Raw genomic sequence first — 14,944 nt, 5'->3', positions numbered from 1 at the left:
CCGTCGGCGCGCTGCCGGCCGCCGGAGAGGCNAACGGTCGCCGGCCCGCCGAACGGGTTCAGTTCGGCACAGGCGGCGATAGACCAGGGCAACAGCGCCGAAAGGCAGGTTACACCGATCGACAGCCAGCGGGACGGGCGACGCGAAGCGACACCTTGCCAATCGCCACGGCCTGCGCCGAGGCAGGCCATCGCCGGACGCGCCGCGATTCGCGGCCATAGACGAACCCGACCACTCCCGGCCCCGCCGGAGATCGATCGATGCATCGCCGCCATCACTTTCGTTCCTCTTCCGCTGACCCGTTCGCTTTACGCGATATCAGGGTTACACCCGCGAATACTACCGCCATTCCGATTACCTGCAACGCGTCAAGGTCAGCGTCAAGCCACAGATAGCCGGCAACACCAACAATCAGCAGAGTAACTCCTACCATTATCGGATAGGCAACCGCTAGCGGCAGCACGGCAAGCGCCCGGGAGTAGAAAGCAAAGGACATGCCGAGAAACGCGAGGGCGCAAAAAAGCCGGGCTGGAGAAACATTTCGAGCGACAGCGAGCTGCCGCTGTAGACAGACTCCAGGATCAGATTGCCGCCATTGAGCAGTATGATGGCAATGGTCAGCATGATCCATGCCGTACGGGTGCCGGAAGACGGCGCCACGGCGCCCTTGCCGCTCACCCCACGGTCTCCCGGCTCAACATCGATGTCGTCGACTGCGCGCTTAGGTGTGGTCGTGCTGTTTCCCGGATTTGATCAGCGCCATGCCGAGGATGATCAGCGCAATGCCGATCAGATGCCAACGGGTCAGCCGCTCTTTGAACCAGAGGGCGGCAACGATCGTCACCACCACCAGCGTGCTTCCAACCAGAATGGAATAGGCAATGCTGAGTGGGATGGCGGTGAGGGCCATGGAATAGAAAAGCAGGCCTACGACCTGAATGCCAGAGGCAATTCCAAGGACCAGAAGGTGCCGGAGGCCGGAAAACCGATGCGACCAGTTGGTGATCACATTGCCGCCGCTACTGCATACAATCGTCGCGGCCAACGCCAGCCAGGCAATCGACAGCAGATGACTTGCCGTTGCGTCTGCCCCTATGTCGAGTCCTCCACCCGGTCGAAACGGCCTGTCGCCGGCCAGGATTGATCAAAGGTAGCGTTTATAGCCGAATTGTTGTCGTTTTACGTATGTCCAGATCACACTCCGGCGCGTGAGTCCTGCTTATCCTGGGTGGGCAGCCGAACGTGGCGGCGGCAACGCCCGCCCTTCCCTCGCGCCCGTCAGGCGCGCGAGGGCCGTTGGAAGCGATCGCCTGCGTGCCGGGTTTGCAGACGTGTGCCTAAGTCCTGGCGCCTTGGTTGGGCCTTTAGAGGGCGATGTAGCGCCTGAGCGCGTCCACCTCTGCCTGTGCCTCTTCGATGCGATGCTTGACCACGTCGCCAATGGAGATCATGCCCACCAGCCGGCCGCCATCGACGACGGGAACGTGGCGGAAGCGATTGGCTGTCATCATCCCTTCGATCGACGCCACTGGATCTCCGGGCGAGCAAGTGATCACCGGCGAGGTCATCAATTCGCCCACCGGCTTGTCNAGAAGCGCCTTGCCGTGCCGATGGACGCTACGCACAATGTCGCGTTCGGAGAAGATTCCGACAATGTTTTCTTGATGGTCCAGGACAAGCACGGCACCGATGCGGTTGCTGCAGAGAAGGGCAATTGCCTCTGCAACCGGATCGTCGGCCTTCACCGAGACGATCCGCGCCCCTTTGTTACGCAAGATATCGGACACGTACATTGTAAGCCTCCCACGTTAGTGCTGCTCCAGGCCGCGCACTGTCTGTTCGATCAGCCCGTCAACCACTGCCCAAAGGGAAGCCTCACGATCCCTTCCCGCAGCCTGGGCTGCTTCATACGTCGCCAGTTGACGATGGGCGCTGGTTCCATGCCGAGCGATCTCCCGGCAATGCCGGATCTGCGAGATACAATCAAGCGCTTCCGCATCGACGGCAACGAGCGCAAGTAATTCGTCGGTCAAATCGGCGAACGGTACTACCTCGCCACGACCGAAATCGATCAGTCCGGCATCGATGCCATAGCGTTTCGCCCGCCAGCGATTTTCCGCCAGCAGCATCCGGTCGTAGGTTCGCCAACGCTGGTTGGTCCGGCGCAGGCGAAACAACATGTGCAGGATACACTGATAAAGGCCGGCGATGGCGATCGCATCCTCAAGCGAGGTACAGACGTCGGTGATGCGCATTTCGAGGGTGGGAAAGCGGGCGCTCGGGCGGATGTCCCACCAGATCATCGACGCGTCGGGAATCAGCTCGGTGTTGACCAGGATATCCACGTGCCGCCGATATTCAGCGTAAGATGCAAACTGCGACGGCAGGCCGGTACGCGGCAACTCATCGAAGACGCTGAGCCGGTACGATTTCAGACCGCTGTCCTCGCCACGCCAGAAGGGCGACGAGGTGCTCAGCGCCAGCAGATGCGGCAGAAAGTAGCTCGCCTGAGTCATCAGATCGATGCGGAGTTCATCGTCGTCGAGGCCCACATGGACGTGCATGCCGCAGATGAGCAGGCGCCGCGCCACGCCTTGCATGTCGCGGGCGATGACATGGTAGCGCGCCTTGTCGGTGTGCCGCTGCGTCTGCCACTCGCTAAAGGGATGGGTAGAGGCGGCAATCGGCGCCAAGCCATATTCGCCCGCCACCTCCGCCACCTGACGGCGAAGCTGTCCCAGCTGTCGGCCGGCCTCGCCCACGGTGCGACAGACGCGCGTTCCGACCTCGATCTGCGAGGTGAGAAATTCCGGGCGCACCAAGTCTGCCAGGCGCTGCTCGCAGCCGGCAAGCAGCGCCGGCGGCGGATCGGTCACCGCTTCCCGGCTCTGCCGATCGACGAGCAGATACTCTTCCTCGATGCCGACGGTGAAGGAAGGCTCGGCCATGGTGATGCCTCAGAACTCGGCAATGCGGTGGAGGTGCGGCATGCGCAAAATCCGGGTGAGGACGCCGGCCAGAAGCTCTGCCCAGCGGGCGACGCCAGTCTCGGTTGCGCAGTGATCCTGGCGGACCTCGATCGCCGCATTGGGCAGCCCGGCAGCGCCAGCGTGCAGGTTGAGCGTGTAGGCCAACTCGCGGCCCGAGTAGGGTTCGTTGTCGCCGACGCACAGGCCTGGCTCGCGGCGAAGCAGATCGATCAGCGGCACGGCCAAGCGCGGGTCGTGGTTCCACAGAATGCCCACGTCCCACGGACGCGGCGCGCCGCCCAGACAGGGGGTAAAGGTGTGGACGGAGACGAGCACCGGCTCGGGACCGATTCGTCGCAGGCGGGCAAATGCCTGATCGACAACGTGGTGATAGGGCCAATGAAAGGTTTCTGCGCGCACTGCCAGCTCAGCAATGCCGAGGGCGCGGTTGCCAGGGATTACGGTACCGTCGCTGCTCTCGACGATCGACTGCGGATCGCCCGGCTGGCGGTTGACGTCGATAACGAGTCGGGAATAACCGGCCAGCACCGCCGCCGCTTCCAGGCGGCGCGCCAGCGCCCGGGTCAGCGGCGCCGCACCGATATCCCAGGCGATATGCCGGTCGAGCGCCTGTCGGTCGAGACCGAGGCCGGCGAGCGCTGCCGGAATGGTGCGGCTCGCATGATCGCAGACGAGAAGCAGCGGCGGCGTCGCATAGGGGTTGATCAGTTCGAAGGGCGACGGATCCGCGGCCCCGATCAGCGAGCCGCCGACGCGCTGATCGGCCGCCCCAGCCTCCGCAGTCGGCGGCGCCGCGCCGCCTACGGCACGCTGCGTCGCCGCTGATCTGCCGTCCGCTCCATCCGCTCGCACCGAAACTCCTGGCCCTTCGGGACAAAGGTCGATAATAGCCCTACGCATGTTGTTTGCGAAGAGCAGCCGCATCGATGCGACCCGCGCCTACGCATGTTGTTTGCGAAGAGCAGCCGCATCGATGCGACCCGCGCCTACGCCCGACGCCTTCACCCCGCGCCTCCACCAGTGCCGATCACCGGATGAGCGCCGCCAGCCTGCATCGCCGCCGCATCGCCGTCATCGGTCTCGGCTACGTCGGCCTGCCCGTGGCGGTGGCATTCGCCCGCACGGGCGTGCCGGTGATCGGTTACGACATCGATCATCGCCGCATCGAAGCATTGCGCCGGGGCCACGATAGAACCGGCGAACTGAGCGCCGCCGAACTGGCTGCCGCACCGGTTTGCTACACCGCCGATCCCGCCTCGTTGGCGCAGGCCGATTTCCACATTGTCGCCGCGCCGACGCCGGTCACCGGTGCCCACCCTCCCGACCTCGGACCGCTGAGCGCGGCGACGGCGACGCTCGGACGCCACCTCGCCCGCGGCTCCATCGTCGTCTACGAGTCTACCGTCTACCCCGGCACCACCGAGGATATTTGCGGCCCGATTCTGGCGCAGGAGTCGGGCCTCGTCCTCGGCCGCGACTTTGCGCTTGCCTACTCGCCGGAGCGGATCAATCCCGGCGACCGGACGCACCGCTTCGAGACCATTACCAAGGTGGTGGCGGCGAGCGACCCGGCAACCCTCGACGTGGTAGCGGCGGTCTACGGCAGCGTGGTGACCGCCGGCATCCATCGAGCGACCTCGATCCGTACCGCCGAGGCGGCGAAGGTGATGGAGAATACCCAGCGCGATCTCAACATCGCGCTGATGAACGAACTGGCGATGATCGCCGCCCGCCTCGACCTCGATACCGCCGACGTGCTGGCCGCCGCGGCGACGAAGTGGAACTTCCTGCCCTTTGCCCCTGGGCTGGTGGGCGGTCACTGCGTCGGTGTCGATCCCTACTACCTCACCTATGCCGCCCAGCGCGCCGGCTATCATCCGGAGGTCATTCTCGCCGGGCGACGGATCAACGACGGGATGGGGGCCTGGATCGCCGGCGAGACCGTCAAGCGGCTGATGGCCGGTGGCGGCCCCAGTCCCTTCCGCGTCGTCGTGCTCGGTCTGACCTTCAAGGAGGATGTGCGCGATGTGCGCAACAGCCGGGTCGCCGATCTGGTCCGCGAAGCGCGTGCCTTCGGCTGCAAGGTAGAGGTGCACGATCCGCTCGCCGATGCCGAGGCGGCGCAGCGCGAACACGGCATCGACCTCATCGCCATCGACGATGTGACGCCGGGCGATGCGGTGGTGTTGGCGGTGCCGCACGCGATCTTTCGCGACGCTGGCTGGCCTCTGGTGCAGTCGCTGCTGGTTGGCGGCCGCGGCATCGTTACCGACGTCCGCGGTTGCCTCGACCGCGGCACGCGGCCGGAGGGCATCCAGCTGTGGCGACCGTAAACGGCGGGTTAGGGCAGATCAGCGTCCGAACAGCCGGCTGAGACCAAGGCGCGACAGCCCCTCGTCGTGGCCGAACCCTGCTGCGCCGGAGGTTGTCGGTGGCGCCGAGCAAGCGGCAACGGTCGCACTGTCTGCCGTCGGCGCACTGCTCGACAATCCTGATTGACGGCAGCAATCCGGAAGCGTATCGCCCCCAAGCCGCCTAGAAGTGCTGGCGTCCCTCACGACGTTAGCCGCGACGGTGAGGGACGAAGGCGATGGAACAGCGGTTTACCACCGATGACGGCGAGGAGATGCATGTCTGGGTGACCGGCGACGGGCCGCCGCTGGTACTGCTGCACGAGTGGGCGTCAAGCCACCGCATCTGGGAGGCCTTCGCCCACCACCTGGCGCCCCATTTCACCGTCTATCGCTGGGATGCCCGCGGCCACGGTGTGCATTCGCCGCAGTCGGCAGCATCCGTCAACCTGGACCGCATGGCGGACGACCTCGCCTGCATGCTGCGCCATTTCGCGCTGCAGCAGCCAACCGTCGTCGGTCACTCCATGGGGGCGTTGACCCTGTGGGCGCACATCGGCCGCCACGGCTCGGCGCATATCGGCCGGCTGTGTTTCCTTGATCAGTCGCCGAAGCTGATGACCGACGTCGATTGGCATCTCGGCATCTATGGCGACTGGTCGCCGGCGCGCAATGCCGCATTCATCACCGCGATGCAGGAGGATTTCGTCGAAACCGTCGTTCGACTGGTAGCGGACGGCTTGAACCAGGNNGCCGCCCGCCAGCGCTACCAGAACGCCCATCCGGCGATCGCCCGCATGCGCACCTTCCTCGGCATGCTTGACCCGGCACCGCTGATCGCGGTCTGGCCGAGCCTCGGCGCTGCCGATCTGCGCCCGGTGCTGCCGACCATCACCTGCCCGACGCTGCTGATCTACGGCGAGCAGAGCAACTTCTATCCGCCCGCCACCGGCGCTTACGTCCAGCAAGCCATTCCCGGATCGCAGTTAAAGACTTACGCCGCGGCCGATCACTCACCGCATGTTGGCCAGCCGGCCCGTTTCATCGACGATCTGGCCAACTTTGCCCTTGGCCATCCGCTCGTCGTCGGCTGATCCACCGATGAACGGAGCGCGCGCGGTGGGAAACCCCACCGCGCCGCCCGTCCAAGCCCCCTCTGCTTATGTCTGTCCTTACGCGCTGACCCTAATGCTGCTGCTTTCGCGCCATCGGTGCCGCGCCAGTATGCGCCGGCGACCAGGGGGCACCGCCATCAGTTCGCACGCCTCGCAATGGTGCCAATCGCCGTAGGCACCGACACTGACCACTGCACCGCAGCAGCGGTGACAAGGCTCGCCTTGGCGATCGTTTTGGCGCTCGCTCTGGTCCATCTGTCGTCTCCCAGCAACGCAGTCCGTTCAAGTGGTCCGTCACTCAAGCCAAGCCCTATGCGCGGGTACGTCCCGCGTCGATTACCAGTGACCCGGCGCCAGTCACCCGCTCCTCTTCCACCCGCGGCGGGGCGCGACCAATTGCCTCGGGCGCCTTTGCGCCACGCAAAAATGTCAGGGATCATTTGGGAAGGCTTGGCGCATACGTCCAGCGAAAAACGCCAATAAAAATATAGGCCGCGAGTTCCGCCTACAGCAGCCATTCGCCACGAATTTGGCAATTCGAGAGGACGCCAGGACGTTAGCCAGCGCGAAGACGGTGCTCTCATGCCCATAGCCATTTCACTCTTGACGCACTTGCACCGCGTTGTCCTGGGAACAATATTCGAAGATACTATGATGCAACATGCTGCGCTGCGGAAATTACCGTCAACCCTGCCGGTGGCGAGTGGCTGACATTCCTGGTGGCCCCAACCTGGCCTTTATGCAGCAGCCCGGTGAGAAACGCCTTGGTTGAGATGGACTTGCTCAGTCCCGGATTGCATCCGGTGCGCCTGGTGGGCCTGATGCTGGAAGCGATCGAGGTGATGAGCCTCAACCTGACCGGCATGTCGGTGCTGACCGAGGCGGCAACGGGTGCCTATGCGGTTACGCCGGTGATCGCGGCCCTCGCCGGCGCACAGGGTGTCGTTGCCGTCGCCGCGGCCGGGCGCCATCGCACAAGCGAAGACATCGCCGCGCAAACCCGCCGCCTGGCTGCCGCCGCCGGCGTCGCCACCGTCGTGGAGGTGACCGAGCATCTGCCGGCGAGCGCGAAGCTTGCCTTCGACGTGGTCACCAACAGCGGTCATCTGCGGCCGCTGCGCCGTTCGCTGATCGAACGGCTACCGGCGGGTGCGGTCATCGCCCTGATGTCTGAAGCGTGGGCGGTTCGCGACCAGGATATTGACCGTCCCGCCTGTGCCGAGCGCGGGATTCCAATTGTCGGCGTCGACGTCTGCCACCCGTCCATCGATGTTTACCCGTACATGGCGCCGATGAGCGCCAAACTGCTCTTCGATGCCGGCATCGCCGTCTACCGCAGCCGGATCGCCGTGCTCTGCGACAATCCCTTTGCCGAACCGATTGCCCGCGGGCTTGCCGCAATGGGCGCCCGGGTGCAGGTGCTTACCAGCGTCGAGGCGCTCCCGGCGGGACGCTGGGACGCCATCCTCTGCGTCTTCCAGCCGCAACGTGGGCCTGCCATCGGCCCCAGAGAGGCGGGGATCATCGCCGCGCGGGCACCAGGTGCCGCAGTGGCACAGATTTGGGGTGATATGGACCGCTCTTCCCTCGCCGCTTATGGCGTGCGCTGCTGGCCGCTGGCACCGCCGCGGCCTGGACACATGGCCATCCTGCTGTCCGAGATTGGCCCGGAGCCGATCATTCGGCTGCAAACCGGCGGCCTCGCTGCGGCCGAACGGGTGTGGCGCCACGGGCACATCGACAACGATCCGCTGGTGCAGCTTGTTGAGCCGCCGCCAGCTGGCTAGGAGCCGATCACCTGTTTCACGCCGATCAGACGGGAGATGATCTGCAGGCCCGCCTGGTGCAGGTGGTGGCCAGTATCGCTGCCGCAGGCGTGGGCGAGAACCACCGGCTCGATCCCCTGCTCGAACAAAGCGGCTGCGGTCAACAGCACCGAGGCCTCGGTCGCGATGCCACACAGGTGGACGCGATTGACACCCTCGGTGCGGAAACGGGCAAGGAGTTCCTCGCTGGCAGCGCTGTAGGTGGCCTTATCCATAATCGTTGCCCGCGCGTGCGGCGCAAAAGCCAGCTGCGTCTCGGCAGCACCCAAGGAAAATTGGTTCCAGCCCGTCAACCGTCTGTAAAGGGAACGCTGCGGATTATAGAGCCGGGTGATGATAATCTGATCAAAGCTGTCCTGCAGACTCTCGACGCGGGACGGTACATGCGCCGTCCACTCGTTGATGAAGCCTTTTTGTACGTCGATGATCAGTAACGGGCTACCGCCCATGGCCGATACCGCCAAGAAAAGCGTGTGATGTGCCGCGCCCGGTTTATATAAGTGGCGACAGACAGGAAACGCGATGTACCGCATACCGAACCGACGCGCCATCATCAATCGCAAGGCACTCCTTGACGAGCTCAGCGAACAGCTGCGCTGGNGGGTAACGTCGCCCCGCGGCCGCGCCAATGCGCTGCAAATCTTCAAGGCGTCGCTGTACCGGGGCGTGCACGAAGTGCGGCGGCGGTTCGAGGATGAAGGCGCCAGCGGCACCGAGGTGGTACAGGCCAACGCCTTTCTCGTCGATCAACTCGTGCGCAGCATCTACGATTTTGCCACCACGCATGTCTATCCGCAGGACGTGCCGACCGACGACGATCAAATGGCAGTCATAGCCACCGGTGGCTACGGCCGCGGCGAGCTGTCGCCATTCTCCGATATCGACCTGATGTTCCTGCTCCCGCCGCAATCACCGCCCTTGGCCGAGCAGATCATCGAATACATCCTCTACATGCTATGGGATTCCGGCCTACAGGTGGGGCACGCAACGCGGACAATCGACGACTGCATCCGCCTTGGTGGCGAGGACCTGTCGATCCGCACCTGCCTCCTCGAGGCTCGCTGGCTGTGGGCCAACAAGCAATTGTTCAACACCTTCGAGCACCGTTTCATGACCGAGCTCGTCGCGACCACCGGCATCGCCTTCGTCGAGTCGAAGATGGCCGAGCGCGACGCCCGCCACGAACGGATGGGCGACTCGCGCTACGTCCTCGAACCGCACATCAAGGAAGGCAAGGGCGGGCTTCGCGATCTGCAGACGCTGTTCTGGATCGCCAAGTATCTCTATCGCGTCAAAGATATGAGCGAGCTGACCCACCGCAGTGTGTTCACGTCCCAGGACTGCCGGCAGTTTCGCCAGGCGCTCAATTTCCTCTGGACCGTGCGCTGTCACCTGCACTACGTCGCCGGGCGGCCGGAAGAGCGGCTGACGTTTAATTTCCAGGAAGTGATCGCGCAGCGTCTGGGCTACGCCGATCGTCCCGCTGCGCGCGGCGTTGAACGGTTCATGAAGCACTACTTCCGGGTCACCAAGTCGGTCGGTGATCTGACGCGGGTGATCTGCGCCGTCATCGAGGACGAACACCGGCGTGCACGCATCCGTTTCCGCCTGCCTTCGCTGCCGATCTCGCTGTTTCGCCGCTCACCCGCTGGCTTCCGCATCATCGGCAACCGGCTTGCCTTCGATTCCGCCGAGTCCCTGCAGGGCGACCCAATTCGGTTGTTACGGTTGTTCCACGAGGCGCAGCGTTCGCGCCTCGACATCCATCCGACAGCGATGCGTCTGGTGCAGCAAAATCTGCGGCTGATTGGTTCCGGCGNNGAGCGCGAGAGTGCCGAAGCGAACCGGCTGTTCCTCGAGATGCTCACCTATAAGGATGATCCGGAACCGACGCTGCGGCGGATGAACGACGCCGGTATTTTCGGCCGCTTCATACCCGACTTTGGCCGGGTGGTGGCGCAGATGCAGTACGACATGTACCACATCTATACCGTCGACGAGCACACCATCCGCGCCATCGGCATCCTCAATCGGATCGAGCGCGGCGAGATTGAGGACGACCACCCGGCGGCAGCGACCGCCTTCGGCGAAATCCGGTCGCGGCGGGCACTCTACGTCGCGGTGCTGCTGCACGACATCGCCAAGGGGCGCGGCGGCGACCACTCGGAGGTGGGGGCGCAGATCGCGCAGACGCTCTGTCCGCGGCTTGGCCTCGACGAGTGGGAAACCGAGACGGTGTGCTGGCTGGTACGCTACCACCTCGTGCTAAGCCGCTTCGCCTTCAAACGCGACGTCGACGACCCTAAGACGGTGACCGACTTTACCAGCGTCGTCCAGTCGCCGGAGCGGCTTAGGATGTTGATGATCTTGTCCAATGCAGACATCCGCGCCGTCGGTCCCAACATCTGGAATGCCTGGAAGCGCGGCCTGCTCGATGAACTCTACTATCGGGCGTTGGAGGAAATCGAGATAACTGGCGGCCAGCCGGCAGAGCGCCGGGCGGCACGGGTCGAGCGGGCGAAGTCGAAATTGATCGCCCGACTGAACGATTGGGACGAACATTTGCGCGAAACCTATGTCGCGCGCGGCTATGCCGACTATTGGCTTGTCTATACCACTGCTGAGCAGGAATACCATTTTCAGGTGATGCGCGAGGCCGAACAGCAGGGCCGCGAGATGTGGGTCGAAGCCCGGCAGCAGCCGATGCACGACACCACCGAAGTCATCGTCTACGCACCGGATCACCCGGGCCTGTTCGCACAGATCGCCGGCGCAATCGCCCTCACCGGTAACTCGATCGTCAACGCCAAGGTGGTGACCCTCGCCAACAGCATGGCCCTCGACTCCTTCCAGGTGCAGGACATGAGCGGCAGACCGCTCGAAAGCCCCGACCGGCTGGAGCGGCTGACACAACGAATCGAAGCCGCCATCACCGGCAAGCTCCATCCGGACCGCGAACTGGAGGCGCAGCGCATTCGGGCGCTCCCCAGCCGCACCGGGGTGTTCAAGGTTGCGCCGCGGGTGATCTTCGACAACAAGGCGTCGATCACGAATACCCTAATCGAGGTCAACGGCCGCGATCGTCCGGGCTTCCTGCACGACATCACCTCAACGCTGACGGCGATGGGGATGCAGGTCGTCAGCGCCCACATCTCCACCTACGGCGAACGCGTCGTCGACGTCTTCTACGTCAAGGACGTCTTCGGGCTGAAGATCGAGCAGCCGCAGAAGCTGGCGAAGATACAGGAGCGGCTGCTGCGGGCAATCGAAGCTCCCAGCAGCGTCATCGCGCGGACCAACGAACTCGCCGCCGCCGAGTAGGATTGCCGCCAACCCCGGTGCTCACAAGCGACGCAAAGGCCGACCGGAAGCCGCCGCCAGCCTCTTTCCGCGGCTCAGCGGCGCCCCCGGCGCTGCGTAGTCCCTGGCTCAGCGACGCCGGCGACGACCGCAGCGCAGCAGGTAGCGGATCTCCTCTTCAGTGAGCAGCGAGCGCAGTGAGTCCCGGTCGAACGGTGCGGTGTCGGCGCGACGATCACCGCTTTCGCTGTCGGCTCCATAGCTGTCAGGCCCGTAAATGCGCCGATCCTGCCGGTTGCGCCGCTCACTGAACGCGCGAAAGCCGTATGGTCGCGGCTTCAGGCTCACTGTCTGCGACGAGTTGCTCAGGCGGCGGTCGCGACCGCAGCGCCGATCAACGCCCTGCCGTCGTTCCTCCCAACGGCGCGTCGGTGCCAAACCCGTGTGACGAATCAGCGGCTCGAAGGTGGACATTCCTCGCTTCCTCACTGCTGTGCCTCCAAACTCTCAACGGGTCACGGCCGCCGGCCGACTCGCCATTTAAGAGCATTAGCTGCCGCATATAATAGTAAAAGTTGTGTTTACAGGGAAGCGGTTTTTGCACGGTCGCACGCGCGGCCGACCGTCGGCTGGATCAGCGTGTGGGCGCAGGGCCGAGCTGTACAAGAGACGGGCCCTGAGCAGAGCCCAGCGCTGTACCTTCACGCTTCGCCGTAGCTCAGATGCCGTCCCGGAACAGGCGCTGCACGAACACCGGCACCACCTCCGTTGCCGGTCCATAGGTAGCCTCGGCAAAGAGCGTCGCCCCGGTGGACGGTTCGAGGTTCAGCTCCACGGTGCGGGCACGGGTGTACATGCGCACGTGACTGACGAACCCGGCGGCCGGATAGACATTGCCCGAGGTGCCGATAGAGACGAACAGCGCGCAGCGGTCGAGAGCGTCGTAGATCTGCTCCATGCCAATGGGCATTTCGCCAAACCACACCACATGCGGCCGCAGAAACCGCGTCCGCTTGCAGTGCGGGCAAGCGTCATCCACGCTCAGATCGGCATCCCATGCGAACTCGCTTTCGCAGGCTTCGCAGCGAATTCGCCGCAACTCGCCGTGCATGTGCAGGACGCTGCGGCTGCCGGCGCGTTCGTGCAGGTCATCGATGTTCTGGGTGACGATGAAGACTTCGTCCGGCCACTCAAGTTCGAGCCGGGCAAGCGCCAGATGCGCCGCGTTCGGCTCAATCGCGGCATCGAGGAGCCCGCGCCGCCGGTCGTTGTAAAACTGGTGGACCAGGTCCGGATTGCGGCGAAAGCCTTCCGGGGTCGCCACGTCCTCGAGATTGACCCGCGACCAGATACCTTCGCTGCAGCGAAACGTGTCGAGCCCCGACTCCTTGGAGATGCCGGCTCCGGTCAGCACGACAATGCCGCCTGCCCGGTCTTTGCTGTTGATCATTATGCTGCGTCCCATAAGCTGCCGGCCCCGATTGCTCCCCTCCGCCACTTGGAGTCAAGGATATTCGCGGTGGTCAAAATCCTCTTTGTCTGCCTCGGCAACATCTGTCGATCGCCCGCGGCCGAAGGCATCTTTCGCGCCCTGGCAAACGCGGCGGGCCTTGCCGACCGGATCGAGATCGACAGCGCCGGTACCAGCGGCTGGAACATCTGCCGGCCACCGGACCCACGTGCACAGGCGGCGATCCGTCGCCGCGGCATCGACATCTCCGGCCTGCGGGCGCGCCGCACCTGCAGCGCCGATTTCCACCGTTTTGACTATCTGGTGGCAATGGATGCCGCCAACCTGCTGGCGCTGAGCGCCGCCTGTCCCGCCGCGACTGAAGACCGCCTGCATCTGCTGCTCGACTTTGCCCCCGAAACCGGCTGTCGCGACGTGCCTGACCCGTATTACGGTGGTCCGGAAGGCTTCGAGACCATGCTCAACCTGATCGAGGCGGGCGCCGCCGGGCTGCTGCTTGCGATCCGCACCCGCCATTTCCCAAACGACCGCAGCGACGCTGCCGCGGCCGAAGTGTAAACACAGCGATGCCGGTTGATCTCGTCCTCTTCGACTGCGACGGCGTCCTCGTCGATTCTGAGGTCCTGTCGGCGCGCGTCCTCGCCGACGAGGCAACGGCGCTTGGTTACTCCCTCAGCCCGGAGGATTGCCTCGACCGGTTCACCGGCATCAGTATGGCGGCGGTTCGCACCATGATCGAAGCAGATCTGGGCCAGCCGCTGCCGCCGGACTTCGAAGCCCGGATCCGTGCCGCCGACCAGCGGGCCTTCGCTTGCCAGCTGCGACCGATCGAAGGTGTGGAAGCGGCGATCCGGGCACTCGACTGCCGCCGTTGCGTTGCCTCCTCGGGCTCACCCGAGAAGATGCGCTTCACCCTTGGCCTCACCGGGCTGCTGCCGCTGTTCGAGCCGCACCTGTTCTCCGCCAGCATGGTTGCCCGTGGCAAACCGGCGCCGGATTTGTTCGCCTACGCCGCCCGGCAGATGCGTGTACCACCCGCAGCCTGCTTGGTGGTCGAAGACTCCGTCGCTGGCGTCACCGCCGCCGTTGCCGCCGGCATGGACGTCCTCGGCTTCGCCGGTGGTGCGCACTGTCGGGACGGCTACGCGTCGATGCTGCGGCGCGCGGGTGCACGGATGACGTTCGAGCGTATGGCGCTGTTGCCGGCGCTGGTGGCACAGGGGCGGTAAACAGGATCCGCGCCAGGCGCAGCCGCTGCGGGCTGCGCCGCGTGCACTCTCAAGTATTTGCTGTTGACGCCGGAACGTCGGCTGCCAGGGGGACTGGACGACGATAGTCCGTCGCAACGCATACTCCGCCAGGATTTCGTAATAGGCACGCTCGCTGCTCAGATAGCTGCGAAACATCGCGAAGTGATCGACGGTAAACGGCGGCAGGGCAAACCGGCTGTGGCGTTGGATATAGCCGCCAAGGCGGCCGATACTGCCCCCACGAAAGCGGGCAAGCGTGATGTGCGGCTTGAACTTGCGGCGATCCGGCTCGACACCGGCGCGGACAACCGCCGATGCGATCTTGTCGTGCAGATGCACGAGCTGCGGCTGCTTCTCCACCCCAGCCCACAGGGTATGCACCTTGCCAGCCTGATCGAAGCAGCCGACACCGCTCACCATCAGCTCAAAGGCGGGGGCGGTGACGCGCAGCAACGCCTCGTGAATGTCTTCGGCGAGCGCCCCGTCCACTTCGCCGATGAAACGCAAAGTCAGGTGCATACCGTCGCGACCGACCCAGCGCGCACCTTGGATGCCGCAGCAAAGCCAATCGAGTTGGTCACACACGTCTTCGGGCAAGGGGATGGCGACAAACAGCCGGTGCATGGCAGCGTCTCCTCTCA

Annotated in this window: 15 protein-coding genes and 1 pseudogene; 6 read left to right on the top strand and 10 right to left on the bottom strand. The window is 64.6% G+C overall.

Annotated elements, in window-relative coordinates; genetic code table 11:
* Nucleotides 1-274 precede the first annotated feature (274 nt).
* The 6 genes from HQ394_RS21255 to HQ394_RS15020 all read right to left on the bottom strand — a co-directional run bounded on the left by HQ394_RS21255 (nucleotide 275) and on the right by HQ394_RS15020 (nucleotide 3,842).
* The gene (locus HQ394_RS21255) at nucleotides 275-496 is read right to left on the bottom strand and encodes an SMR family transporter (RefSeq protein WP_190260904.1); all 222 of its coding nucleotides are present in this window, start codon (nucleotides 494-496) and stop codon (nucleotides 275-277) included.
* Nucleotides 451-678, bottom strand: coding sequence for a hypothetical protein (locus tag HQ394_RS15040; protein ID WP_190260903.1), 228 nt, complete (start codon nucleotides 676-678; stop codon nucleotides 451-453). The genes HQ394_RS21255 and HQ394_RS15040 overlap by 46 nt, the downstream gene beginning before the upstream one ends.
* A 43-nt stretch (nucleotides 679-721) precedes the next feature.
* Nucleotides 722-1,066: a DMT family transporter gene (locus HQ394_RS15035; RefSeq protein ID WP_456151627.1), complete on the bottom strand. Its 345-nt coding sequence runs from the start codon at nucleotides 1,064-1,066 to the stop codon at nucleotides 722-724.
* 298 nt (nucleotides 1,067-1,364) lie between these two features.
* Complete coding sequence (locus tag HQ394_RS15030) at nucleotides 1,365-1,793, bottom strand: CBS domain-containing protein (RefSeq protein ID WP_190260901.1); 429 nt, start codon at nucleotides 1,791-1,793, stop codon at nucleotides 1,365-1,367.
* Between the two features lie 15 nt (nucleotides 1,794-1,808).
* A complete protein-coding gene (locus HQ394_RS15025) occupies nucleotides 1,809-2,948 on the bottom strand; it encodes a carboxylate-amine ligase (protein ID WP_190260900.1) in 1,140 nt (379 codons plus the stop codon).
* Nucleotides 2,949-2,957: 9 nt separating this feature from the next.
* Nucleotides 2,958-3,842 (bottom strand): N-formylglutamate amidohydrolase, encoded by an 885-nt coding sequence (locus tag HQ394_RS15020; protein ID WP_223291623.1) that lies wholly within the window; start codon nucleotides 3,840-3,842, stop codon nucleotides 2,958-2,960.
* 182 nt (nucleotides 3,843-4,024) lie between these two features.
* Between HQ394_RS15020 and HQ394_RS15015 the strand changes: the two genes are divergently transcribed.
* The 3 genes from HQ394_RS15015 (at nucleotide 4,025) to HQ394_RS15005 (ending at nucleotide 8,243) form a co-directional block, all read left to right on the top strand.
* On the top strand, nucleotides 4,025-5,323 hold the full coding sequence (locus HQ394_RS15015) for a nucleotide sugar dehydrogenase (protein WP_190260898.1): 1,299 nt from the start codon (nucleotides 4,025-4,027) through the stop codon (nucleotides 5,321-5,323).
* A 257-nt stretch (nucleotides 5,324-5,580) separates the two neighbouring features.
* The gene (locus HQ394_RS15010) at nucleotides 5,581-6,435 is read left to right on the top strand and encodes an alpha/beta fold hydrolase (protein WP_190260897.1); all 855 of its coding nucleotides are present in this window, start codon (nucleotides 5,581-5,583) and stop codon (nucleotides 6,433-6,435) included.
* Between the two features lie 785 nt (nucleotides 6,436-7,220).
* A complete protein-coding gene (locus tag HQ394_RS15005) occupies nucleotides 7,221-8,243 on the top strand; it encodes a hypothetical protein (protein ID WP_223291622.1) in 1,023 nt (340 codons plus the stop codon).
* On the opposite strand, the gene HQ394_RS15000 is transcribed toward HQ394_RS15005, so the two are convergent.
* Nucleotides 8,240-8,731, bottom strand: coding sequence for an isochorismatase family cysteine hydrolase (locus HQ394_RS15000; RefSeq protein WP_190260896.1), 492 nt, complete (start codon nucleotides 8,729-8,731; stop codon nucleotides 8,240-8,242). The two genes, HQ394_RS15005 and HQ394_RS15000, sit on opposite strands and share 4 nt — an antisense overlap.
* A gap of 73 nt (nucleotides 8,732-8,804) precedes the next feature.
* On the opposite strand from HQ394_RS15000, the gene HQ394_RS14995 reads away from it, so the two are divergent.
* The gene (locus tag HQ394_RS14995; RefSeq protein ID WP_190260895.1) at nucleotides 8,805-11,603 is read left to right on the top strand and encodes a [protein-PII] uridylyltransferase; all 2,799 of its coding nucleotides are present in this window, start codon (nucleotides 8,805-8,807) and stop codon (nucleotides 11,601-11,603) included.
* 108 nt (nucleotides 11,604-11,711) lie between these two features.
* Here HQ394_RS14995 and HQ394_RS14990 read toward each other — a convergent pair whose 3' ends face one another.
* Together HQ394_RS14990 and cobB are read right to left on the bottom strand one after the other, a co-directional pair.
* A complete protein-coding gene (locus HQ394_RS14990) occupies nucleotides 11,712-12,056 on the bottom strand; it encodes a hypothetical protein (RefSeq protein ID WP_190260894.1) in 345 nt (114 codons plus the stop codon).
* Nucleotides 12,057-12,300: 244 nt separating this feature from the next.
* Nucleotides 12,301-13,032 (bottom strand): Sir2 family NAD+-dependent deacetylase, encoded by a 732-nt coding sequence (gene cobB / locus HQ394_RS14985; protein ID WP_190260893.1) that lies wholly within the window; start codon nucleotides 13,030-13,032, stop codon nucleotides 12,301-12,303.
* 69 nt (nucleotides 13,033-13,101) lie between these two features.
* On the opposite strand from cobB, the gene HQ394_RS14980 reads away from it, so the two are divergent.
* Together HQ394_RS14980 and HQ394_RS14975 are read left to right on the top strand one after the other, a co-directional pair.
* Complete coding sequence (locus HQ394_RS14980; RefSeq protein ID WP_190260892.1) at nucleotides 13,102-13,611, top strand: low molecular weight protein-tyrosine-phosphatase; 510 nt, start codon at nucleotides 13,102-13,104, stop codon at nucleotides 13,609-13,611.
* An 8-nt stretch (nucleotides 13,612-13,619) separates the two neighbouring features.
* Complete coding sequence (locus HQ394_RS14975) at nucleotides 13,620-14,282, top strand: HAD-IA family hydrolase (RefSeq protein ID WP_190260891.1); 663 nt, start codon at nucleotides 13,620-13,622, stop codon at nucleotides 14,280-14,282.
* Nucleotides 14,283-14,408: 126 nt separating this feature from the next.
* Here the strand turns inward: HQ394_RS14975 and thpR are convergent.
* Nucleotides 14,409-14,927, bottom strand: a pseudogene (thpR, locus tag HQ394_RS21250) (RNA 2',3'-cyclic phosphodiesterase); the annotation flags it as partial.
* Nucleotides 14,928-14,944: the final 17 nt, after the last annotated feature.

This window comes from Defluviicoccus vanus, assembly GCF_014672695.1.
Lineage (GTDB): Bacteria > Pseudomonadota > Alphaproteobacteria > Rhodospirillales > Defluviicoccaceae > Defluviicoccus > Defluviicoccus vanus.
This window is presented reverse-complemented; position numbering and strand designations above follow the sequence as displayed.